Here is a 23,408-nt window from a genome sequence, read left to right on the forward strand (position 1 = left end):
GGGCCGTTCCGATCGGGACTACCCGCTGTTGTCGGGGGCGCGGTTCGCGGGGGGCTCGGGCAGCCAGTCGCGGGCCGGGTCGTACTCCAGCCAACGGCGTTGCCCCGCTTCGGCGGCGCAGACGGCGGTCAGGTCGCTCAGTCCCGGGTGTGCGTTGCCGGCGCGCCACAGCAGCGACCAGGCGTACAGCGGCGTGGGGTCGACCAGCGGGACGCAGCGCAGCCCCGGGATCTCCGGCAGTGGCGCGTCCGCGGGCAGCAGCGAGAAGCCTCGTGGGTCTCGCGCCACTTCGGCGAGGAAGTGTGCGAGGCCCAGGTTCACGCTGGTGACCGTGTCTCGGATCTCGAATCGGTCGGCGAACCGGTGCAGGAAGTCGAGCCGGTCCAGCCGACCCGGTGCCCACAGCACGCTGTCGCGCAACCGGTCGGGCCGCAGCGCCGGTTCGGCCGCGAGCGGATGGTCCGTGCTCAGGACGGCGTCCACCGGCTCCAGGCGCACGAGGCGGTGTGTCAGGCCGGACGGCAGCGGGGGGTGGACTCGGCCGAAGGCCGCGTCGATGTCGCCGTGCAGCAGTGCCGCCGTCACCGACGGCAGGTCGCGCCCGTGTCCCAGTGTCAGGTCCCCGGCTCGTCCGGCGACATGGGTCAGTGTCCGCATCGGTGCGTAGAGGTGCCCCCAGACATCGACACGCAGTGGACGGTGCTCGCCGACCGCCGCCGCGACCGCGGCGTCGGCGACGGCCAGGGTCTGTCGGGCCGGCGGGAGGAAACGCCGGCCGGCCTCGGTGAGGCGTACCCCGTTGCCGCCGCGCTCGAACAGCTCGGTGCCGAGCAGGGATTCCAACCTCGCGATCCTCTTGGACAGCGCCTGCTGGGAGATGGCGAGCATTCCTGCCGCCCGCCCGAAGTGCAGTTCATCGGCGGCTCGCACGAAGGCGCGTACCTGTGCCACGTCGAGATCCATGGCTCCCACCATAGGTGACAACCGAAGGTTGTCGGCTGTGCGTGTGCGTTGTTGGATCACGCGGCGGCCGTGGAGGTTGCATGCTCGGCATGCGAAGACTGATTCCCACCGGGGATGCGGCGCGTCCCGTCGCCTTCACCCAGGCTCCCCAGCCCGTCCCCGAGCACGGTGAGGCGCTGGTCAAGGTCGAGGCGTTCGCCCCGAACCGGGGCGAGACGTTCCTCCTCGAACACCCCCGGCCGGGGATGCTGCCCGGCAAGGACATCGCGGGGCTCGTCGTGCAGGCCGCGGCCGACGGCTCGGGTCCCGGCATCGGCACCCGGGTGGTCGGACATCCGGCGCGGGGCGGCTGGGCCGAGTACGCTGCCGTGCCCACCGACGCGCTCGCGGTGCTCCCGGACGGTATCGACACCGTACGGGCGGCGGCCCTGCCCCTGGCCGGGATCACCGCCCTGCGCCTGCTGCGTACGGCAGGTTCCCTGGCGGGCAGGCGCGTGCTGCTGACCGGCGCCGCGGGCGGGGTCGGCCACTACGTCACCGAACTGGCCGTCGCCGCCGGGGCCGAGCTGACGGCGGTCACGACCACGCCGGCTCGCGGCCGGCGGCTCGCGGAGCTGGGCGCGCAGGTGGTGCACGACGTCGCGGCGGCTCGAGGTCCGTTCGACGTCGTGCTGGAGTCCACGGGCGGGCCCGATCTGCCGGTCGCCCTCACCAGGGTGCGCCCCGGCGGGCTGCTCGTCTGGTTCGGCCAGGCAAGCCGCACACCGGCGACCCTCGACTTCTTCCAACTGCTGAGCGGGCCCGAGCGCGTCACGATCCAGCACTTCCACTACGCCGGCGCCCCCTACGGCTCCGACCTCGCAGCCCTGGTACGCCTCGTGGAGCAGCAGCGGCTGCACCCCGAGATCGGCCGGATCGCCGCCTGGTCGGAGACCGCCGACACGCTGGTCGACTTGCGGGAGCGCCGGATACGGGGCAAGGCCGTACTGACCACAGGAGCGACCCGATGAGCATCGCCGAGTTCACCGCCGCCCCGTGCGCACGCGCCGGCGGCGCACGCGTCGGGCTCGTCGGCCCCGGTGCGGGCGGCTGCGACGCGCGGGCCGACGGGCTGCCCCACCTCACCGACCACGTCACGCGCACCCCGAGGGGGGCATCGGCATGAACCGCTTCACCGGGAAGACCGTCCTGATCACCGGCGGCACCAGCGGCATGGGCCTGGCGACCGCACACCGCCTCATCACCGAAGGTGCCCACGTCATCGTCACCGGCCGCACCCGCGCACGCGTGGACGCCGCCGTCCGCCGGCTCGGTCCCAGCGCCTCGGGCGCCGTGGCCGACGCCGCCGACCTCGCCGCGGTGGACGCGCTGATGGAGCTGGTCCGCGACCGTCACGGCCGTCTCGACAGCCTCTTCGCCAACGCGGGCACCGGCACGTTCCTGCCGTTCGACCGGATCGCCGAGCCGGACTTCGACCGCGGCGTCGACGTCAACTTCAAGGGGGTGTTCTTCACCGTGCAAAAGGCACTGCCACTCCTGGCGGACGAGGGCTCGATCGTCATCAACGCGTCGTGGACCATCCACCGGGGCAACAGTGTCCTCACCCTGTACTCGGCGACCAAAGCCGCCGTGCACAACCTGGCCCGGACCCTCGCCGCCGCGCTCGCCCCGCGCGGCATCCGCGTCAACTCCATCAGCCCCGGGTACATCGACACCCCGATGTACCCGGCCGCCGCACTGAGTACGGCGGAGGCGAAGGCGCTGACCGGCCGAATCGCCGCGGGCCGCTTCGGACGCCCGGAGGAGATCGCGGCGGCCGTGGCATTCCTCGCCTCGTCCGACGCGTCCTACGTCAACGGCCAGGACCTCGTCATCGACGGCGGCCTCGTCGGTGCGGTCTCCGCCTGACGACCGGTCGCGCACACCCGGGGTGGCCGGTCGCTCGATCATCGTCGGATCGTGGACTTCCGCGCGGGTACGCACCCCCTTCCTCGCCTGGCCCCCCGAGGCGAAGGAGGCCACCTTGACTGGTCAAAGTAGGGTGGGTGCGTGCCCACCCGCGTACGACGCAACCCCGAAGACGCCAGGCGGATGATCCTCGAGGCGGCGAGCAAGCTGCTCGCCGCCGGTGGTCCGGCCGCCGTACAGGTGCGCGCCGTTGCCGCCGAGATCGGGATGACCGATGCGGCGGTCAACCACCACTTCGGCACGCGTGACCGGCTGTTGGAGTCGCTGCTGCGATTCGGCGGGGCGAAGCTCAAGGCCGAACTGCACGCCGTACTGAGCACGTGGACCGAAGGCCCGGTCGACCCCGCCGAGTTGGTGCGCGCGTTGTCCGCGCTCTATGCCGACGGCTATGCCGAACTGGCGCTCGCTCTGCACCGGTCCGGCTGGCGCGACACCGGCAGCGGCCTGCTCGACGAGGTGGTGGACCGGCTGCACGCTCAGGCGCGGCAGCAGTGTGCCGCCGACGGACGAACGCCGCCGCCCCGCGAGGCGATCCAACTGACGATGGCCGGACTGCACCAAGCCGTCGCGATGGATCCCCTGTTCGGCGACGACTTCCGCAGGAGCGTCGGACTCGAAGCGACCGCGCGAGATCGCGTGCTCGAATGGTGGATCGAAATCCTGCGCACGACCGTTGCCGGGCACGGCCCCCACACGGGCCCCCGGGCCGGCGCGGCGCGTGCCGCGGCGAGTCGCGAACGCGGTCGGCGTACCCCGGCACGTCCCGACGACAGCACCAAGGGCGGTGACTGCTAGGGCGGGTCGGTGATCCGCGTCGGGAGCGGCGGTCGGCGGCTGCGCACCGTCGAATGCATCGCGGTGGTATCGGCGCGGCGCGCGGGAAACGTACCGTTGGTCGGCGGCGACACGAAGGACGGGGTGCGGGTGGACGAGTTGGGGCCGACCGATCCGCGGCGGATCGGTGATTTCGAGATCCTCGGCCGACTGGGCTCGGGTGGCATGGGGAGCGTGTACGTCGGGCGTTCGCGCGGCGGGCGCCTGGTCGCGGTCAAGGTGATCCGCTCCGGCCTCGACTCCGAACCGCACTACCGGGCGCGCTTCCGGCAGGAGGTCCAGGCGCTGCGCGGTGTCGCCTCACTGTTCACGGCGGCCGTGGTCGACGCCGACCCGGACGGTGAACCACCCTGGCTGGCCACCGAGTTCATCCCGGCCCCGACACTCGATGAAGCGATACGCGCGCTCGGACCGCTGCCCGCGCCCACACTGCACGTCATGGCGTGCGGACTCGCGGAGGCCCTGCACGCGATCCACTCCGGCGGCACGGCGCACCGCGACGTCAAGCCCGCCAACATCCTCCTGGCCGCCGACGGGCCCAGAATCATCGACTTCGGAATCGCGGTGGGCGCCGAGGACCCCGCCTCCCCCGACGACCACCTCGCGGCGCGGCTCACCGCGACCGGGGCGATCATCGGGACGCCGGGCTACCTGTCCCCCGAACAGGCGCACGGCACGCGGGCGGGCGCCGCGTCCGATGTGTTCGCGCTGGGCTGCGTCCTGGTGTTCGCGGGGACGGGCAGACCCCCGTTCGCGTCGGCGTCGCTCGCCGAACTCCTGCGGCAGGTCGTGCAGGACGAGCCCGACCTGGGCGAGCTGCCGGAGCCCCTGCGCACCCTGGCGGCCGGTTGCCTGGCCAAGGAACCGAAGGAACGCCCGAGCGCGCGGGCCCTGTTGGAGCGGTTGACCACCATCGCACCGCCGCACTTCGGGCCGGACTGGCTACCGCCCGCGCTGCGGGGCCTGGTGGCCGGCCGAGCCGCGGCGCACCGGCCACCGGCCCCGTCTCCCGCGCCGTCGCCCGCGCCCGCCCCGTCGCTCTCCCAGGCGGCCACGGAGGTGACGCCCGCGCTCCGATACGCACCGCAGAAACCACACGAACCGCGGCACCCACGACAACCCCCGGAACCACCGGCGCCGTTCGGCTCCGTCGTACCGCGACGGCCGGCCACACCGCCTGCCGCCCCGTCGACGGCCCCGCGAGGCCGCTTCGTCGGACGGCGAATGCCCGCCGTCGTGTTGTCCACCGTCGCCGCGGTCGCCGCGGCGATCACCGTGCCCCTCCTGTTGGCCGACGACTCCGATGGCCGTACGGGCGAAGGCAGTTGGTCCGTCGGCAGCACGGGGACGACGTCGAGTGCGTCCGCCTCCGCACCGAACCCCTCGGGTGCCCCGAAATCCCCGGCTACGCAACCTTCGTCCGCCGCGCCGCAGCCGAACTCGGCGGCACCGAGCGACTCCGGCTCCGGGTATCCCGCCGGTGTCGTCGTCCAGGTGAAGGGGTTGGGCAACTCCTGGGTCAGCGCGAAGGCATCCGACGGAACGTTGCTCTTCGAGGGACGCGTGGAGGAGGGCGCCACGCGGCAGTTCACCGACGCCGTGCGGATCGACCTCGTCATCGGGAACGCCGGCGCGGTGCGACTGGACGTCAACGGCGTCGACTTGGGCAGCCCGGGCCCGCCGAACGCGGTCACGCGCTTGACCTTCAAACCCGGCGACCCACGACCCTCGTAACGCCGGACGCCACGCCCGGGTGGGCCGCCCGTCCTCGGCTCATTGCCACAACCCCGGCGTGCGCGGTGGCACGGGGGTGGACTGGATGATCGAGGTGGTGGTCTGCCCGTGCAGGAGGAAGCGGTCGAGTACCTCCTCGAAGGTGTTGAGGTCGGTGGCGTGAACCTTGATCAGGAAGCAGTCCTCGCCGGTGATGCGGTGGCACTCGCTGACCTGGGGCAGGCTCTTCGCCAGCTCGACGATCTTCGGCAACTGTCCCGGGCCGGGGCGGACCCGGACGAACGCGGCCACCGGATAGCCCAGCGCCGCCGGGTTCACGTCGAGGCGGTAACCGCGGATCACGTCCTCCTCCCGCAACCGCCGCACCCGGTCCCGCGCCGTGGGCACCGAGACCTCGACACGGCGGGCCAATTCGGCCATCGACAGCCGGGGGTCCGCGTCGAGCTCGGTCAGTATGGCCCGGTCCACCTCGTCCATTTCCTCACCCTTTTCATCATCACGATGTCGACTGCGAGTCCGCGGCACCGATCGTAAAGCAAATGACCGATCGGCTTTCGTATTCGGCATGGTCTCGGGCGTCGCGGGCTTGCCATCCTTTCCCCGTGGTCAACGCAGTCCGACGCTTCCGCCCCAACCCCTCGCCGTCCCGGTTCGCCGCTGCCGCCGTTCGGGTGCCGCCGCCCGCGTTCTTCGTCACGAGCGCGGTCTTCCACTACCTCGGACCCGCCTGCGCGGTCCTGCTGTTCGCACGTGTCGACGTGCTGGGCGTGGCCTGGCTGCGGATCGCCTCGGCCGCCGTGGTCTTCGCCGTCTGGCGGCGCCCGTGGCGGGCGTGGGGCGCCACCCCCCGGCGTCGGCGGTGGGGGGTGGCGGCACTGGGCATCGTGCTCGGCCTGATGAACTGCGTGTTCTACCTCGCCCTGGACCGACTGCCGCTCGGCACCGTCGGAGCCATCGAATTCCTGGGCCCGGTTCTCCTGGCGGCCGTCGGTGCCCGGACCGGTCGCAACGTGCTCGCGCTCGTTCTCGCGGTCGCCGGGGTCGGCCTGCTCGCCGATGTGCACCTCGTCGACGAACCGCTCGGCCTCGCCCTCGCCCTGGGCAACTGCGTGCTGTTCACCCTCTACGTGGTCCTGGGCCACCGCATCGCCCAGGACGGCGGCGCCTCGGGCGTCGACCGTCTCGGTGCCTCGATGCTGATCGCGATGATCGTGGTCGCCCCGGTCGGAATCGCCGACGCCGCCGTCACCGTCACCACGCCGGTCCTCCTCGTGGCCGCCCTCGGCGTCGGGATCTGCTCGTCGGTGATCCCCTACGTCTGCGATCAGTTGGCCATGGCACGCATCCCCCGGGCGACCTTCGCGCTGATGTCGTCCCTGCTCCCCGCCACCGCAACGATCACCGGCATGGTCGTCCTCGCCCAGATCCCCTCCCGGTTCGAGGCGGCCGGCATCGCCCTGATCATCACCGCAATCGCAGTCCACCGGGAACGGAGTGGGAAAACCTCATGAAATACGTCAGGTTGGGCACAACGGGATTGACCGTGTCCAGGATCTGCCTGGGCATGATGAGCTACGGCAATCCCGCGGATCCGGGCCACCCCTATTGGGAGCCCTGGCACCTCGACCGGGACGCGGCCGAGCCGATCGTGCGCCGAGCCGCCGAAGCGGGGGTGACGTTCTTCGACACCGCCGACATGTACTCCCAGGGCGAGAGCGAGCGGATCACGGGAGCTGTGTTGGCCAAGCTCTTCCCCCGCCGCGAGGACTACGTGCTGGCCACCAAGGTGTACTACCCCATGGGTTCCGGACCCAACGATCGGGGCCTGTCGCGCCGCCACATCCTGGACGGCGTCGACGCCTCGCTCAGACGGCTGGGCACGGACTTCGTCGACCTGTACCAGATCCACAGGTGGGACGACGAGACCCCGATCGAGGAGACCATGGAGGCGCTGCACGACGTGGTACGGGCAGGCAAGGTCCGCTACATCGGCGCGTCGAGCATGTACGCCTGGCAGTTCGCCAAGGCCCAGTACACGGCGCGGTCGGCCGGTTGGACCGGGTTCGTGTCGATGCAGAACCACTACAACCTGCTCTACCGCGAAGAGGAGCGGGAGATGATTCCGCTCTGCTCCGACCAGGGCGTGGGAGTCCTTCCGTACAGCCCGCTGGCCCGCGGGCTGCTCACCGGCACCCGCGAGCGCCGCGGCCGGGGCAGCACCGTACGCTCCGGCGGCGACCCGCTCGCCGGCGCGAGGTACAGCGACGCCGACTTCGATGTCGTCGACACCCTGCGCACGCTCGCCGCGGGGCTCGGCCGGCCCCCGGCGCAGATCGCCCTGGCCTGGCTCCTGTCGAAACCCGCCGTGAGCGCACCCGTGCTCGGAGCAACCAAGCCGCACCACATCGACGACGCGATCGCCGGGCTGGAGATCACCCTCGACGAGGAACAGACGGCCTCACTGGAGGCGCCGTACCGCCCGCATCCGGTCATCGGACACGGTTGACCATCGCGCCGACCCCGCACACGCGCGCACTCGTCCGCACCGTCGATTCACCCGCGCGGACCCCGCGGCCCACGCGGCGGCGCCGGCATCGCGGCTCGGATCCGGCAGGCGAGGCCGTGAGGGCTGTCCGATAGTGGTCCCAGATGACATATAAGCCGCATAAAGGACATCGAACGCCCATGGAGCGCTACCCTCCCATCGCGGAACACGGACTCATCGGCGACCTCCAGACCGCCGCCCTGGTCTCCTCGGAAGGCGTCGTCAACTGGTTCGCCGCCCCCCGCTTCGACTCGCCGAGCATCTTCGCCGCCCTGCTCGACCACGAAAAGGGCGGCTACTTCCGCCTCGGGGTCGACGGCGAAGAGATCACTCGCAAACAGCTCTACTACCCGGACAGCGCGGTCCTGGTCACCCGTTTCATGTCGCCCGACGGCGTAGGCGAGGTCATCGACCTGATGCCCCCGCTCACCGGCCGCACGCCGAGCGACCGGCACACGCTGGTCCGCGTCGTGCGCACCGTGCGCGGGACGGTGCGCTTCGATCTGGAGTGCCGGCCGCGCTTCGACTACGGGAGGGCCGCGCACCGGCTCGACGTACGGCCCGAAGCCGCCGCCTTCCGCGCCCCCGGCGCCACCGCGTACCTCCAGAGCACCTTCGCGCTGGAACGCGACGGCGACGACCTGCACGGCAGCGTCGTCCTGAACGACGGCGAGAGCGCGGTCGCCGTGTTCACCGTCTGCGGCCCCGACGGCGCGGCGCCGCCCCCGCCCGACGCCGACGCCGTCATCGAGCAACTGTGGGACACCACCGACTTCTGGCAGCGATGGGTGCGCGGGTCCAACTACCGCGGCCGCTGGCCCGGCATGGTCAACCGCTCCGCGATCACCCTCAAGCTGCTCACCTACCGGCCCACCGGCGCCCCCGTCGCGGCGGCCACCATGGGTCTGCCCGAGCAGGTGGGCGGCGAACGGAACTGGGACTACCGCTACACCTGGATCCGCGACGGCTCACTGTCCATCCGCGCGCTGCTGGACCTCGGCTTCGTCGAGGAGGCCACCGACTTCGTGCACTGGCTCGGCGCCCGCCTGGGCGACTCGGTCGGCAAGGACGCCGAACCACTGCAGATCATGTATCGCGTCGACGGCGAACGCCTGACCACCGAGGAGATCCTCGGCCACCTGGAGGGCTACCGCGGCTCCGCGCCGGTCCGACTCGGCAACGCCGCCGCCGACCAGCTCCAGCTCGACATCTACGGCGAGGCGCTGTACGGCGTCTCCGAAGGCCGCGAGATCGCCCCGCAGGCGGGCTACGTCGGCTGGAAGACCCTCACCCGCGCGCTGGACTGGCTGGCCGACTGGTGGGACCGGCCGGACGAGGGCATCTGGGAGACCCGCGGCGGCCGCAAGGACTTCACCTACAGCCGGGTCATGTGCTGGGTCGCCTTCGACCGCGGCATGCGGCTGGCCGAGGCGTACCGCCGACCCGCGAACACCGAAGTGTGGGCCAAGGCCCGCGACACCATCTTCGAACAGGTCATGGAGCACGGCTGGAGCAACACCGCCGGGGCGTTCGTCCAGCACTACGGCGGCGCCGACGTGCTGGACGCCTCCCTGCTATTGATGCCGCGCGTCGGCTTCCTCGCGCCGCGCGACCCCGCGTGGCTGTCCACGCTCGACGCGATGGAGCGCACGCTGGTCTCCGACAGCCTGGTCTACCGCTACGACCCGACCGCGTCCCCGGACGGCCTGCGCGGCTCGGAGGGCACGTTCAGCCTCTGCACCTTCCTGTACGTCGACGCGCTGGCCCGCGCGGGCCGTCTGCGCAACGCCCGCTACACGTTCGAGAAGATGTTCACCTACGCCAACCCGGTGGGCCTGTTCGCCGAGGAGGTCGGCCCCAGCGGCGAACAGCTGGGCAACTTCCCCCAGGCGTTCACCCACCTCTCGCTGATCACCGCCGCCTGCACCCTCGACGACGCGCTCGACCGCGAGCGCCTGGCAGGCGGACCGGCGGAGCCGCGCGGGCCGCTGGGCCGCTGAACCGCCGACCCGGCGGCGCCGCTCGCCCGGGAGCACGATCGCGCCCGCCCGGCCGATGCCCGAGGTCGCGCCGGTCGGCATGGCCTCGCGACCGCGCAACAAGCGATGCCGGCACGGCTCCGGGACCTCGCTCGGAACCGAGGGCGCCTCACGTTCCCCTCACCGGCCGTGCCTGGCATCGCTCCACGATCGCCGCCCGCGCCGGTTCCGCGCCTGCCGGTCCGACGTTCCGTGACGAAACGGGAACCCATCGATTCACCTATATGACATAAGTCATATTCATGGATCAATGTATTGCTCACCTATTCAAACCAGACATACCTTCCTCCGGGTCCGTGACTGGCATCACACGTTCCCCGCGGACCACCCGGTCCGCATCCCGTTTCGCCTTGGTGAACGTCGCACGCCCGCACCACGAGGAGCTATCGCATGTCGTCCCACGTCCCCACGCGGAAGACCGCGCCACCCGAACCGATCGAGGCGGCGGCTTCCGGTGAGCAGGGCCTCAGCGGTGGTCTGAAGAACCGCCATCTGTCGATGATCGCCATCGGCGGAGTCATCGGCGCCGGCCTGTTCGTGGGCTCCGGCTCGGGCGTCAACAAGGTCGGCCCGGGCATCCTGATCTCCTACGCCCTCACCGGCCTGATGATCGTCTTCGTCATGCGCATGCTCGGCGAGATGTCGGCGGCCAACCCCACGAGCGGCTCCTTCTCCTCATACGCGGACCGCGCGTTCGGCCGTTGGGCGGGCTTCACCGTCGGCTGGCTGTACTGGTTCTTCTGGGTCGTCGTGCTCGCGGTGGAGGCCACCGCCGGCGGCGCGATCCTGCACGGCTGGGTGACCGCCGTGCCGCAATGGGCCTTCACCCTCGCGGTGATGGTGCTGCTGACCGCGACCAACCTGATCTCGGTGGGCTCGTACGGGGAATTCGAGTTCTGGTTCGCGGGCATCAAGGTCGTCGCGATCGCGGCGTTCCTGGTGATCGGCGGCCTCGCGATCTTCGGCGTGCTCCCCGACACCGACCCCGTCGGCATGGCCAACCTCACCGGGCACGGCGGCTTCCTGCCGAACGGCTGGGGCCAGATCCTCTCCGGCATGCTGCTCGTCGCCTTCTCCTTCATGGGCAGCGAGATCGTCACCCTCGCCGCGGGCGAGTCCAAGGACCCCCGCCGCGCGGTCACCCGCGCCACCAACAGCGTGATCTGGCGGATCGCGCTGTTCTACCTGGGCTCCATCCTGATCGTGGTCACGCTGATGCCCTGGGATTCCAGCGCCGTCGGCGACAGCTCGTACGTTGCGGTGCTCGACCACCTCGACATCCCGGCCGCCGGCCAGATCATGAACGTGATCGTGCTCACCGCCGTGCTCTCGTGCTTCAACTCGGGCCTGTACAGCGCGTCGCGGATGGCCTTCTCGCTGGCCAAGCGCGGTGACGGACCGCAGGCCTTCGGCACGGTCAGCCGCAGCGGCGTCCCGCGCAACGCCGTCCTGGCCTCGGTGGTCTTCGGCTTCGTCGCGGTGTTCTTCAACTACACGTCGCCGGAGACCGTCTTCGACTTCCTGCTGAACTCCTCCGGCGCCATCGCCCTGTTCATCTGGCTGTCGATCTGCCTCACCCAACTGCGCATGCGCCGCATCCTGGAGCGCGAGGCGCCCGAGAAGCTCACCGTGCGGATGTGGCTCTTCCCGTACCTGACCTACGGCACCACGGCGTTCCTGCTCTTCGTGATCGGCTACATGCTGTACGACGACACGGGTCGCAAGCAGATGTTGCTCTCCCTGCTGGCCGCCGCCGTCGTGCTGATCATGGCGTTCGTACACCAGAGGCGCACCCGCCGAAGCCCGGACGGCACCGCCACCCCCGTCGCCGCCGACATCCCGGTGCCGGTCGGCGGAACGGCGAACAACTCCTGACCCCACCCCCGACCGCGACGAGACGCGCGAGACGCCGGCCCCGCGGCTGAACGAGGCACCACGGCATGGGCCCTGTCCGCACCCCCGGACAGGGCCCTCGGCGCGTCCAGCGCCCGGCCCCGGGCACGACGGCCCAGGCTGTCGGCGCACCACCGGCATCCGACCGGCGAGGTGCGGGCGGCGGGATGCGGCGGGGCCGACCCGGACCTTCCGGGCCGACCCCGCGTGGACTTCGTCCACCACGGTTACATCGCTATCCATTCGCTTGACGTGGTCACCTCGTCGAGGATGTCGGCGAGGGGCTCGACGCCGAGGCCGGGTCCGGTGGGGACCTCGAGGTGTCCGTCGGACAGGACGAACGGCTTGGTGATGTCGGTGGCGAAGTACCGGCTGGAGCCGGACGTGTCGCCGGGGAGGGTGAAACCGGGCAGCGCGGCCAGCGCCACGTTGGCGGCGCGGCCGATGCCGGTCTCCAGCATCCCGCCGCACCACACGGGGATGCCGTGGGCGCGGGCGAGGTCGTGGATGCGGCGGGCTTCGAGATAGCCGCCGACCCGGCCAGGCTTGATGTTGATCACGGAGCAGGCGCCGAGCGAGATGGCCGCCGCGGCGTGGGCGGCGGACTTGATGGATTCGTCCAGGCAGATCGGGGTGCGCAGGCGCTTGGCCAGCGCGGCATGCTGGACCATGTCGTCGTTGGCCAGGGGCTGTTCGATCAGTTGGAGTGCGAAGTCGTCGAGCCCGGCGAGGTGTTGGGCGTCCGACAGCGTGTAGGCGGCGTTGGCGTCGACCTGCAGGAGCAGATCGTCACCGAAACGCTCGCGCACGGCGCGCACGGGGTCGAGGTCCCAGCCGGGCTCGATCTTCAGCTTGATCCGGACGTAGCCCTCGGCGATGTACCTCTCCACGGCGTGGAGGAGTTCGGGCACGGAGTCCATGATCCCGACCGAGACACCGCAGGGGACCCGGTCCCGAGCGGCACCCAGGTACGAGCCGAAGGACTGGTCGGCATCGCGGAGTTGCGCGTCCAGCACCGCTGTCTCCAGCGCGGACTTCGCCATCCGGTGGCCGGTGAAGGGTCGCAGGACACGTTCCACCGTGTGCACATCCAAGCCGTCCTTCGGCAGGGCGGGGACGAGGAACCTGCGCAGGACGTGCCGGGCGCTGTCGACGTACTCGGAGGAATAGCGCGGCTCGGTCATGGCCCCGCACTCGGCCCAACCCTCGTGGTCGGTGGTGACGACGCGGACCAGCAGCACATCGCGGCTGGTCTCCACGCCGAAGGAGGTACGGAACGGGGCCACGAGCGGCATCGCGATCCGACGCAGCTCGACGCCGGAGATCTTCGTCTTCATGACTGGTGGCTCCTCTGCGGGCGGTCACATGTGGGTTGTGGTGCGTTCGTGGGTTGTGGTGCGTTGGACCACGTAGCGGCGGCGTTCGTGGAAGCCGATGACACGGGCGCCTTCGGCGAGCAGGCCGCCCAGGGTCTCTCGGACGGCCAGCCGCCAGGCCCGGGCAGCGCCGGGATCCGTGCGGCGCAGGGCCTCGATGTCGTCGGGGAGGTCGATGAGTACGGTCCGGGCGTCGGTCGCGGTGGTCTCCGGGCGGCCTTCGTGGTTGCGGAGGCGGTGGGCGGCGCCGGCGGGCGGTTCGATCGCCTCGGGCGGGGAGGGCTCGGTGAGGTCCCAGGCGACCAGGACCCGGTCGGACTCGTCGCCGCCGTTGATGGTGTCGTGCATCGCGCCGTAGAAGGACGTCAGGTACGCCTCCGGCCGGGCGCCCAGCTTGGTCAGGTTGAAGTAGGCGTTGCGGCGGATGAGCGGGTCGTAGGTCCAGGTGATTCGCCTCAGTCGATGGGCGAGCGCCCACTGCCGCTGGTGCATCTTGAGGGCGAGGCCCACGCCGCGCCCCACTACGGTGCCGGTGATGTGCGAGTGCAGGCTGGTGCCTATGGGTTCGCCGAAGAAGGCGACCGACGCCCCCACCAGACGGCCGTCCTCGTATGCTCCGGCCACGTAGTTGCCGGCGTGCGCGAGTGCCCGCATGACCTCGGCGGAGATGGGTGAGGCGCCGGGTCGAGACCCCCAGATGTCGGCATAGAGGAGGCTGACGGCATCGAGGTCCTCCATCATGTGCAGTTCTCGGATTGTGGATCCGTTCATCGCGGTGCTCCGACTGGGTGGGCCAGGGGCCGGGCGCGGGCCGGCGTGGTGGCGGTGATGACAGGGTCGTGGTCGGTGTTCGCGGCCCCGCGGCCGTGCCGAGGCCGTCGAGCGTGGAACACCTCGCCCCGGCGGGGTGGTTGCCGTCGGGGGCTGTGCGGACAGCCGTCCGCCGCGGCGGATCGGGGCCGAGCCGTGCGGCCGAAGTCGTGCCCCGGACCCGACGCGGGCGACGCCGCTCCCCGGCGGGTCGCCGGGCTCGCCGGGCGCGGTCGGAACCGATCGGGCGTCAGCCCATCTGCTCGCTCATCAGCCGCCGCAGGTTCCCGCCCAGGATCTTCAGGATGTGCTCCTCGGGCATGCCGCGGCGAACCATCGCCGCGGTGACCAGGGGCAGGTCGGCCGGGCCCTCCAGGTCGGGGAAGTCGACGAGGAGGGGGTCCTCGTCGTCGACGTCCTCGCAGCACGGCGGGGTGAGGTCCGCGATCACCTCGCGGAGGAAGTCCGATCCGAGGCCGACGTGGTCGACCCCGGCCACGGAGACCACGTGCTCGATGTGGTCGATGACCCGGTCGACGCTCACCTTCGCCTCGTCGTCGGTGAGAAAGCCCGGGACGAAGTTCACACACACCACTCCCCCGGTGCCGGCCACTCCACGGATCTGGTCGTCGGTGAGGTTGCGGTGGTGATCGCGCAGGGCGCGGGCGCAGGAGTGGGTGGCGATCACCGGGCGGGTGGCCAGCTCCAGAACATGGCCGACGCCGCTCGATCCCAGATGGGAGATGTCGAACAACATGCCCAGACGTTCCATTTCCCGCAGCGCCCGGACGCCGGGTGAAGTCAGCCGACTGCCGGTGGCCTCCTCCCGGCTGCCGTCGGCGAGCGGGGTGCGCCCCCAGTGGGCGATCGAAGCGATACGCACGCCGAGCCGGAAGAGGGTGGAGAACAGTTCCACGGAGGCGTCGATGCCCGGGGCGCTCTCCAGAGCGAGTACGAGGGCGATCTTGTCGTCGGCCAGAGCCCGGTCGATATCCGCGCCGCTCACGCACAGGGCGACGTGTTCGGCGTTGGCCTCGGCGAGGACATGAGCGCACTCGATCATGCGCAGCGTCTGCCGCAATGCCCCTTCCGGCAGGAACTGTTCGTCGATGAACACCGGCAGAACCTGGATGTCGATCCCGCCCGCGCGCAACTGCGGCAGCCACCGCACCCGGAAGAACCCGCCCCAGTGCCGCGGAGGGCGGGCGGAAACGGCCATGAGGAGGTCGTTGTGGGCATCGGCGACGACCGCGCGGTGATGCAGGTCCAAGGACACGACGGGTCCTTTCGCGTGGGAGGGAGCACGGGTCCGCAAGTTCCAACACCACGGCGTTCCGCGGGCAGTCGATACCGACCCGCCGACGATGGAGACGTCGATGGCGGTGAGGTCCAGAGTTCCGGCCGAGCGGATCCCGCGACTTTAGCCGGTCGTACAAAGCATCCGGGAAATCTCTGGACGGATACCGCATGAACCCGGCCAGTCCACAGACCACGCTGTCCGCATGCACAATCCAACAAGCGTGCGGCGGGCCCCCGGCGGCCGTACCCGCAGCGGCACACGCGTTCCGGCCGGCGCCGGTTGAGAGGGGTCCCTGTCAGATGACGGCACCATTGCACGAGCCGATCGCGGAAGCGGCCCCGAGCGCGGCCGGGGAAGCAACGGCGGTCGGGGGCAACACCAAGCCTGTACAGGGCCGTTCGCTGGGGCGGATCGCCTGGGAACGGCTCAAGCGCGACCGGTTGGCCCTGGCGGGCGGCGCCCTCATCCTCGCGCTCGTCGTGATCGCGCTGCTCGCGCCGGTGATCTCCAACCTCGTCGGACAGGATCCGAACGCCTACCACGAGGAGAAGATCGACGCGCTGTTCGGCACTCCCAAGGGGGCGCTGGGCGGCATCAGCGGCGAGCACCTGCTGGGTGTCGAGCCGGTCAACGGCCGGGACATCTTCGCCCGAATCCTCTACGGTGCCCGGATCTCGCTGCTCGTCGGCTTCCTGTCGGCCCTGGTCGCGGTCGTCCTGGGTACCGTCCTCGGCATTCTGGCGGGCTTCTTCGGCGGTTGGGTGGACGCGGCCATCAGCCGCGTCATGGACGGTCTGCTCGCCTTTCCGCAACTGCTGTTCATCATCGCGCTGGTCTCGGTCATGCCCGGCGAGCTGCTGGGCATGACCGGTTCCGGCGTCCGCGTCTTCGTGATGATCCTGGTCATCGGCTTCTTCGGCTGGCCCTACATCGGGCGCGTGGTGCGCGGCCAGACGCTTTCGCTGCGCGAACGCGAATACGTCGAAGCCGCCCGCTCGTTGGGCGCCGGACGCTTCTACATCCTGTACAAGGAACTGCTTCCCAACCTCGTCGCCCCGATCGTCGTGTACACGACGATGATGATTCCCACGAACATCCTGACCGAGGCCGCGCTCAGCTTCCTGGGTGTGGGCGTCAAGCCGCCCACCGCCTCGTGGGGACAGATGCTCTCGAACGCGATCGACTACTACGACTCGGATCCGATGTACATGATCGTTCCGGGCGTGGCCATCTTCATCACCGTCCTTGCCTTCAACCTCTTCGGCGACGGCGTGCGCGACGCGCTCGACCCCAAGGGCTCCCGCTGAACCGCCCTACCCGAGGCGACCCGCGGCACTTCACACGGGGTTTCTCATCAAATCCGGAGGATCCGAGATCGTGACTACCCAACGCACCTCAGGGCGGCGCAAGCAGGCGCTGGCCGCCGCGGCCGTGGTCGCAGGACTGCTGACCACGGCGGCATGCGGCGGCGACGGCGACAAATCGAGCGCGGCCGGCTACGACGCGGCCAACAACAAGGTCCTGAACGCCGATTCCACCAAGGGCGGCACGCTGAAGTTCGCCGGCGCCCAGGACGGCGACTCGTGGGACACCACGCGGAGCTACTACGGCTTCGCCTGGAACTTCATGCGGTACTACAGCCGCCAGTTGCTCACCTACAAGACCGAGCCGGGCAAGTCCGGCGCCGGGTTGCAGCCCGACCTCGCCACCGACATGGGCAAGGTCTCCGACGGCGGCAAGACCTACACGTTCGGCCTGCGCGACGGGATCACCTGGGAGGACGGCAAGCCGATCACCTCCAAGGACGTCAAGTACGGCATCGAACGCCAGTGGGCGCAGGACGTGCTGTCGGGTGGCCCGGTCTACCTCAAGGACATCCTCGACCCGGACGGCGAGTACCACGGCCCCTACCAGGACGAATCCCCCGACAAGCTGGGCCTGAAGGCCATCGAGACACCCGACGACAAGACGATCGTCTTCCGTCTGCCGCAGGCCAACAGCGACTTCCCACAGATGCTCGCGATGCCGGCGGCCTCCCCGGTACGCCGGGACAAGGACACCAGGTCCAAGTACGGCCTGAATCCGTTCTCCAGCGGTCCCTACCGGTTCGAGTCGTACGACCCGGGCAAGGGCTTGGAACTGGTGCGCAACACGCAGTGGAAGGAAGCCTCGGACCCGGTCCGCAAGGCCTACCCGGACACCATCAGCGTCAAATTCTTCTCCAACGCCAATGACTTGGACCAGCGACTGATCGCCGGCGACTACGACCTGGACCTCAACCAGGCCGGCCTGTCGCCGCAGGGTCGCCAGACCGCGCTGAAACAGCACAAGGGCAACCTGGACAATCCGATCTCCGGCTACGTCCGTTACGCGGCCTTCCCGAAGAGCGTGAAGCCCTTCGACAACGAACACTGCCGCAAGGCGGTCATCCACGGGGCCGACCACCTGTCCCTGCAGACCGCGCGCGGCGGCCCCGTCGCCGGCGGCGACATCGGCACCAACATGCTCCCGCAGTCGGTTCCGGGCACCGAGGGCCAGGCGTACGACCCGTTCGGGATAGCCGGCGCCGACAAGAGCGGGAACATCGCCAAGGCCAAACAGGAACTGGCCGCCTGCGGCAAGCCGGACGGCTTCGGCACCACCATCGCCGTCCGCAACAACAGACCGGTCGAGGTGGCCACCGCCCAGTCCCTGCAGGCGTCGTTGAAGAAGATCGGCATCGACGCGCAGATCGACCAGTACGACGGCTCGCAGACCTCCGGCATCGTCGGCAGCCCCTCCAACGTGGAGAAGAACAACTACGGAATCATCATCGACGGCTGGGCCGCGGACTTCCCGTCCGTCCAGGGCTTCGGTCGGCCGCTGTGGGACAGCAAGTACATCCTGCAGAGCGGCAACGTCAACTACGCCCTGATCGAGGACAAGGCGATCGACGCACTCTTCGACGCCTACGCCAAGGAGCTCGACGAGGGCACCAAGGTCCGCATCGCCCAACAGATCAACCACAAGGTCATGGAGGGCGCGTACTACCTGCCCTTCACCCACGAGAAGTATCTGAACTGGCGCTCCGGTCGGCTCACCAACGTCTACATGACCGACGCGTACAACGGCTACGACTTCGTCAACCTCGGTCTGAAGTCCTCGAAGTGAACTCCGGTACACCCGCCGAACGGCACGAAAGGCAGGTGAAGGCCGGCGCGGCGTGATCGCGGGCCGCCGGAAGCCCCGGCGGCCCGCGATCCGCGGCAGGCCGTTAGCTGTGCTCACTTACCTCATCAGGCGGCTGTTCGCCGCCGCAGTGATGCTGGTGGTCATCATCATGGTGGTCTTCGGCATCTTCTTCCTCGTCCCCAAGTGGGCGGGCGTCGACATCGCCGCGAGCTTCGTGGGCAAGCAGGCCGACCCCGCCGCCGTCGAGGCCGTGCGGGAGAAGCTCGGTCTGAGCGACCCCATCCACCTCCAGGCATGGGAATTCTTCAAGGGCATCTTCACGGGCCGCACGTACGCGACCGGTGGCGACGTCGTGCACTGCTCCGCGCCGTGCTTCGGCTACTCGTTCAAGAGCGAACAGGCCGTCTGGCCGGTGTTGACCGACCGCTTCCCGGTGACCCTGGGGCTCGCGCTGGGCGCCGCCGTGTTGTGGCTGGCCCTCGGCGTCGCGGCGGGAGTGCTCTCCGCGCTCAAGCGCGGCACCCTCTGGGACCGCGGCGCGATGGTCGTCGCCCTCGCGGGTGTGTCCCTCCCCATCTACTTCACCGGCATGCTCTCCCTGGCCACCTTCGCGTTCGGACTGAAGTGGTTCGACGCGCAGTACGTGCCGCTCGGCGACAGCTTGGGCGGCTGGTTCGGCGGCATGATCCTGCCGTGGATCACGCTCGCCTTCCTCTACGCGGCGATGTACGCGCGCATCACCCGCGCCACGATGATGGAGGTGCTGGGCGAGGACTACATCCGTACCGCGCGCGCCAAGGGCCTGCGGGAGCGGACCGTCATCGGCAAGCACGCCATGCGCTCCACGATCACGCCGATCCTCACCATGCTGGGCATGGACCTCGGCGCCCTCATCGGCGGCGCGATCCTCACCGAGTCGACGTTCAACCTGCCCGGCCTCGGCCAGGCCGTGCTCAACGCCATCAGGAACCAGGACCTGCCCGTCATCCTGGGCGTCGTCCTGATCACCTCCCTCTCGGTGCTGCTGGCCAACCTCGTGGTGGACGTCCTGTACGCCGTGATCGACCCCAGAGTGAGGCTCACATGACCGAAGTCGGCCACAGACTCCACACCAGCGAAGCCGCGGTGGGCGGGCCCGCCGCCTCGCCCGCTCCGAGTGCCTTCCTGGAAGTACGCGACCTGAAGGTGCACTTCCCCACCGACGACGGCCTGGTCAAGTCCGTCGACGGGCTCGGCTTCCGCCTGGAGCGGGGCAAGACCCTGGGCATCGTCGGCGAATCGGGCTCCGGCAAGTCGGTGACCTCGCTCGCCGTCATGGGCCTGCACACCGCCGGCCGATACGGCAGGCGCAAAGCGCGGATCTCCGGCGAGATCTGGCTGGACGGCACCGAGCTGTTGTCGGCCGGCCCCGACCACGTGCGCAGGCTGCGGGGCCGCGAGATGGCGATGATCTTCCAGGATCCGCTGTCCGCGCTGCACCCGTACTACACGATCGGCCAACAGATCGTCGAGGCGTACCGGATCCACCACGACGTCGACAGGAAGGCCGCCCGCAGGCGTGCGGTCGAGATGCTCGACCGGGTGGGCATCCCGCAGCCGGACAAGCGGGTGGACAACTACCCGCACGAATTCTCCGGCGGCATGCGCCAGCGCGCGATGATCGCGATGTCGCTGGTGAACAACCCCGAACTGCTCATCGCGGACGAGCCCACCACCGCCCTCGACGTCACCGTCCAGGCGCAGATCCTCGACCTCATCCGGGACCTGCAGAAGGAGTTCGGCTCCGCCGTCGTCGTCATCACCCACGACCTGGGCGTCGTCGCCGAACTCGCCGACGACATCCTGGTGATGTACGGCGGCCGCTGCGTCGAGCGAGGCCCGGCGGAGCAGGTGTTCCACGAGCCCCGGCACCCCTACACCTGGGGTCTGCTCGGCTCGATGCCGCGCCTGGACCGCGAGCAGCAGGAGCGGCTGATCCCGGTCAAGGGCTCCCCGCCGTCCCTGATCAACCTCCCGTCCGGCTGCGCCTTCAACCCGCGTTGCCCGTACGCCGACGTGCCGAAGGGCGACGTCACCCGCACGCTCCGCCCGGAGCTGACCGAAGTCGGCGACAGGCACTGGGCGGCCTGCCACATGACGCGGGAGCAGCGGGAGCGGATCTGGACCGAAGAGATTGCGCCGAGGTTGTGAGCGAGAACGCGAAGGAGAACGCGGTGAGCATCCCTGCAGATGGCGGCGGCGGGCGGGCCGGTGCTCTCGGTTCATCCGAGACCGGCGGCGCGGCGACCCTCACCGAGGACGCCGCGCCCGGCGAGGTCCTGCTGAAGGTGACCGGGCTGCGGAAGCACTTCCCGATCCGCAAGGGCCTCTTCCAGCGCCGGGTCGGCGCGGTGCGCGCGGTCGACGGCATCGACTTCGAGGTGCGCTCGGGCGAGACCCTCGGGGTCGTGGGCGAGTCGGGCTGCGGCAAGTCGACGATGGGCCGGCTGATCACCCGGTTGCTGGAACCGACCGCGGGGACGATCGAGTTCGAGGGCAGGGACATCACCCACCTCGGCGTGGGCGGCATGCGCCCGATGCGCCGCGACGTGCAGATGATCTTCCAGGACCCGTACTCGTCGCTGAACCCGCGGCACACCACCGGCACGATCATCGGCGCCCCCTTCCGGCTCCAGGGTGTCGAACCCGAGGGCGGCGTCAAGAAGGAGGTGCAGCGACTGTTGTCGGTGGTCGGCCTCAGCCCCGAGCACTACAACCGCTACCCGAACGAGTTCTCCGGCGGCCAGCGGCAGCGCATCGGCATCGCCCGCGCGCTCGCCCTCAGGCCGAAGCTGGTGGTGGCGGACGAGCCGGTGTCCGCGCTGGACGTGTCGATCCAGGCCCAGGTCGTCAACCTCCTGGACGACCTGCAGCGGGAACTGGGCCTGACCTACGTGATCATCGCGCACGACCTGTCCGTCGTCCGGCACGTCTCGGACCGGATCGCGGTGATGTACCTCGGCAAGATCGTCGAACTCGCGGACCGGGACCTGCTCTACAAGGCGCCGATGCATCCGTACACCAAGGCGCTCATGTCGGCCGTCCCGATCCCGGACCCGCGGCGCAGAAACGCCGCGAGCGAGCGCCTCCTGCTCGATGGCGACGTGCCCTCGCCGATCGCCCCACCCGGCGGCTGCCGCTTTCACACCCGGTGCTGGAAGGCGACGCGGATCTGTACGACCGACGAGCCGCCTCTCCGGGAGCTGAAGCCCGGTCAGCGGGTGGCCTGCCACCACCCGGAGAACTTCGCCGACCAGGCCCCGCGGGACACCGTCCTGCTCTCGGCCGCGAAGCGGACCGCGAAGCGGACCGCGGAGCCGGCCGCGGAGTCGGCCGCACCCGGTGGGCGCGGTGCCGCGGGTACGGCCGGGAGGTGACGATCGGCCGGTTCCTGTGCGATGGCACAGGAACCGGCCGATCGTCGGTCCGAGGGTGCGTCTCCGGATCAGAGCCACCCGGATTCGATGGGTACCGTCAGTGGAGCCGGTGGAGTCGGTGAAGTTCAGCGCAGGTCGCGCATGAGCTTGCCCATGATGGAGTCCACCTTGTCCGAGTCGAACTTCTCCGAGCCGATCAGCAGGGTCACCGCCCGTCGGCCGTCGTCGGTGACGGCGTTCCTGAACTTGTGGCCGCTGGCCACGCTGCCGCTGTGTCCCCAGACCACCAGACCCGGAGCGGGCTCGTGGCGCTCGATTCCCAGGCCGTAGCGCTCACCCGGGAAGTCGTCGGCAACGGTCTTCTTCATCTCGGCGAGTTGGGCCGGGGCCAGCAGTTTCCCGCTCAACAGGGCGGTCCAGAAGGCGGTGGTGTCCGCACCGTCGGAGATCAACGCGCCCGACGCGTCGGCCTCCGAGGTGTTCCATTCCGTCAGGTCCACCAGAGTGGATCCGCGCTCCCCGTAGCCGCGCAGGTCCGGCTTGGGGATCGTGGTGCGATCGCCGGGCCATGAGGTCTCGCACAGTCCGAGACGCTTGATGATGCGTTCCTTGATCTCGGTGCCGATGCCGCGGCCGGTGACCTTGGTGACGATCAGGCCGGCCAGGTTGTAGTTGGTGTTGGAGTAGGCGAAGCCGTCCGCCGTCCGGTCGGGCTTGGGCAGACCGAGCGCCTGCCGGACCGTCTGCAAGGGCTCGATGTGATCCCAGCGGTGCTCGTCCTCGTCCTCCCAGAACGGCGCGTCCAGGTAATCGGGCAAGCCGCTGGTGTGCTGCAGAAGCTGGCGGATGGTGATGGTGCGCCCGTCGTAGAGCTTGGTGCGGATCAGACCGGGCAGATAGTCGTCCACGGTGTCGTCGAGACCGATCCTGCCCTCGCCGACGAGCTGGAGCACGACCGTGGCCGTCCAGGTCTTGGTGTTGCTGCCGATGCGGCTGTGCTCGTTGCCGACGACCTTGCGGCCCGTTCTGAGGTCGGCGAGTCCGACACCACCGTTCCAGACGCCGCAGTTCGGGCTCTTGACCGTCACGCTGATTCCCGAGGCGCCGATACCTTGCAGCGACTTCAGCGCCGTCTGGATGGGCGTGTGGTCACACTGCGCCTTCGCAGTCGCCTGCGTGGGCACCGTCACTAGAGAGGCCGCGCACGCCAAGGCCACGACGACACTGGTCCGGTATCGCATGATGATGTCTCCTTCTGCAGTACTGATGCGTGTGGCGGAATCGCCGGCGCCCGGTGCCGGGGAAGGCGGCCACCGCTCGGGTGGCCGCACGAGGAACGGCGCAGCCGGCCGGAGTTGG

The 23,408-nt window shown here is 70.0% G+C and carries 20 protein-coding genes; 14 read left to right on the forward strand and 6 right to left on the reverse strand.

The genetic code is table 11. The features are described from left to right. Positions 1-18: 18 nt before the first annotated feature. Complete coding sequence (locus tag ACWCPW_RS09020) at positions 19-963, reverse strand: LysR family transcriptional regulator (RefSeq protein WP_449760889.1); 945 nt, start codon at positions 961-963, stop codon at positions 19-21. Between the two features lie 89 nt (positions 964-1,052). Here ACWCPW_RS09020 and ACWCPW_RS09025 point away from each other — a divergent pair, with 89 nt between their 5' ends. From ACWCPW_RS09025 to ACWCPW_RS09045, 5 genes are all read left to right on the forward strand, one after another. Then, entirely contained in the window at positions 1,053-1,973 is a 921-nt protein-coding gene (locus tag ACWCPW_RS09025) for a zinc-binding dehydrogenase (protein WP_449760890.1), read from the forward strand. Beyond that, entirely contained in the window at positions 1,970-2,128 is a 159-nt protein-coding gene (locus tag ACWCPW_RS09030) for a hypothetical protein (protein ID WP_449760891.1), read from the forward strand. The genes ACWCPW_RS09025 and ACWCPW_RS09030 overlap by 4 nt, the downstream gene beginning before the upstream one ends. Beyond that, positions 2,125-2,871 (forward strand): SDR family oxidoreductase, encoded by a 747-nt coding sequence (locus ACWCPW_RS09035; RefSeq protein WP_449760892.1) that lies wholly within the window; start codon positions 2,125-2,127, stop codon positions 2,869-2,871. The genes ACWCPW_RS09030 and ACWCPW_RS09035 overlap by 4 nt, the downstream gene beginning before the upstream one ends. Positions 2,872-3,012: 141 nt before the next feature. Continuing rightward, entirely contained in the window at positions 3,013-3,726 is a 714-nt protein-coding gene (locus tag ACWCPW_RS09040; RefSeq protein WP_449760893.1) for a TetR/AcrR family transcriptional regulator, read from the forward strand. Positions 3,727-3,735: 9 nt separating this feature from the next. Further along, on the forward strand, positions 3,736-5,499 hold the full coding sequence (locus tag ACWCPW_RS09045) for a RodZ domain-containing protein (RefSeq protein ID WP_449760894.1): 1,764 nt from the start codon (positions 3,736-3,738) through the stop codon (positions 5,497-5,499). Positions 5,500-5,538: 39 nt separating this feature from the next. Here ACWCPW_RS09045 and ACWCPW_RS09050 read toward each other — a convergent pair whose 3' ends face one another. Beyond that, positions 5,539-5,976: an Lrp/AsnC family transcriptional regulator gene (locus ACWCPW_RS09050; protein WP_449760895.1), complete on the reverse strand. Its 438-nt coding sequence runs from the start codon at positions 5,974-5,976 to the stop codon at positions 5,539-5,541. A gap of 125 nt (positions 5,977-6,101) precedes the next feature. On the opposite strand from ACWCPW_RS09050, the gene ACWCPW_RS09055 reads away from it, so the two are divergent. The 4 genes from ACWCPW_RS09055 to ACWCPW_RS09070 all read left to right on the forward strand — a co-directional run bounded on the left by ACWCPW_RS09055 (position 6,102) and on the right by ACWCPW_RS09070 (position 11,958). Continuing rightward, the gene (locus tag ACWCPW_RS09055; RefSeq protein WP_449760896.1) at positions 6,102-7,010 is read left to right on the forward strand and encodes an EamA family transporter; all 909 of its coding nucleotides are present in this window, start codon (positions 6,102-6,104) and stop codon (positions 7,008-7,010) included. Then, positions 7,007-8,005 (forward strand): aldo/keto reductase, encoded by a 999-nt coding sequence (locus ACWCPW_RS09060; protein WP_449760897.1) that lies wholly within the window; start codon positions 7,007-7,009, stop codon positions 8,003-8,005. Before ACWCPW_RS09055 ends, ACWCPW_RS09060 begins: the two co-directional genes overlap by 4 nt. Positions 8,006-8,184: 179 nt before the next feature. Continuing rightward, positions 8,185-10,044, forward strand: coding sequence for a glycoside hydrolase family 15 protein (locus ACWCPW_RS09065; protein WP_449760898.1), 1,860 nt, complete (start codon positions 8,185-8,187; stop codon positions 10,042-10,044). Between the two features lie 429 nt (positions 10,045-10,473). Further along, a complete protein-coding gene (locus ACWCPW_RS09070; RefSeq protein WP_449760899.1) occupies positions 10,474-11,958 on the forward strand; it encodes an amino acid permease in 1,485 nt (494 codons plus the stop codon). A 245-nt stretch (positions 11,959-12,203) separates the two neighbouring features. On the opposite strand, the gene menC is transcribed toward ACWCPW_RS09070, so the two are convergent. The 3 genes from menC to ACWCPW_RS09085 form a co-directional block, all read right to left on the reverse strand. Beyond that, the gene (menC, locus tag ACWCPW_RS09075; protein ID WP_449760900.1) at positions 12,204-13,313 is read right to left on the reverse strand and encodes an o-succinylbenzoate synthase; all 1,110 of its coding nucleotides are present in this window, start codon (positions 13,311-13,313) and stop codon (positions 12,204-12,206) included. A gap of 24 nt (positions 13,314-13,337) precedes the next feature. Next, positions 13,338-14,123: a GNAT family N-acetyltransferase gene (locus ACWCPW_RS09080; RefSeq protein ID WP_449760901.1), complete on the reverse strand. Its 786-nt coding sequence runs from the start codon at positions 14,121-14,123 to the stop codon at positions 13,338-13,340. Between the two features lie 289 nt (positions 14,124-14,412). After that, positions 14,413-15,438, reverse strand: a complete 1,026-nt coding sequence (locus ACWCPW_RS09085; protein WP_449760902.1) for a dipeptidase — start codon at positions 15,436-15,438, stop codon at positions 14,413-14,415. Positions 15,439-15,761: 323 nt separating this feature from the next. Here ACWCPW_RS09085 and ACWCPW_RS09090 point away from each other — a divergent pair, with 323 nt between their 5' ends. From ACWCPW_RS09090 to ACWCPW_RS09110, 5 genes are all read left to right on the forward strand, one after another. Further along, the gene (locus ACWCPW_RS09090) at positions 15,762-16,769 is read left to right on the forward strand and encodes an ABC transporter permease (protein WP_449760903.1); all 1,008 of its coding nucleotides are present in this window, start codon (positions 15,762-15,764) and stop codon (positions 16,767-16,769) included. 70 nt (positions 16,770-16,839) lie between these two features. Further along, positions 16,840-18,612: an ABC transporter substrate-binding protein gene (locus ACWCPW_RS09095; RefSeq protein ID WP_449760904.1), complete on the forward strand. Its 1,773-nt coding sequence runs from the start codon at positions 16,840-16,842 to the stop codon at positions 18,610-18,612. Positions 18,613-18,721: 109 nt separating this feature from the next. Beyond that, entirely contained in the window at positions 18,722-19,720 is a 999-nt protein-coding gene (locus tag ACWCPW_RS09100) for an ABC transporter permease (protein WP_449760905.1), read from the forward strand. After that, positions 19,717-20,823: an ABC transporter ATP-binding protein gene (locus ACWCPW_RS09105; RefSeq protein ID WP_449760906.1), complete on the forward strand. Its 1,107-nt coding sequence runs from the start codon at positions 19,717-19,719 to the stop codon at positions 20,821-20,823. Before ACWCPW_RS09100 ends, ACWCPW_RS09105 begins: the two co-directional genes overlap by 4 nt. Continuing rightward, entirely contained in the window at positions 20,820-22,049 is a 1,230-nt protein-coding gene (locus ACWCPW_RS09110) for an ABC transporter ATP-binding protein (protein WP_449760907.1), read from the forward strand. The genes ACWCPW_RS09105 and ACWCPW_RS09110 overlap by 4 nt, the downstream gene beginning before the upstream one ends. Before the next feature lie 125 nt (positions 22,050-22,174). On the opposite strand, the gene ACWCPW_RS09115 is transcribed toward ACWCPW_RS09110, so the two are convergent. Then, positions 22,175-23,290, reverse strand: coding sequence for a serine hydrolase domain-containing protein (locus ACWCPW_RS09115; RefSeq protein ID WP_449760908.1), 1,116 nt, complete (start codon positions 23,288-23,290; stop codon positions 22,175-22,177). Positions 23,291-23,408: the final 118 nt, after the last annotated feature.

The sequence above is a fragment of the Embleya sp. NPDC001921 genome (assembly GCF_053594475.1).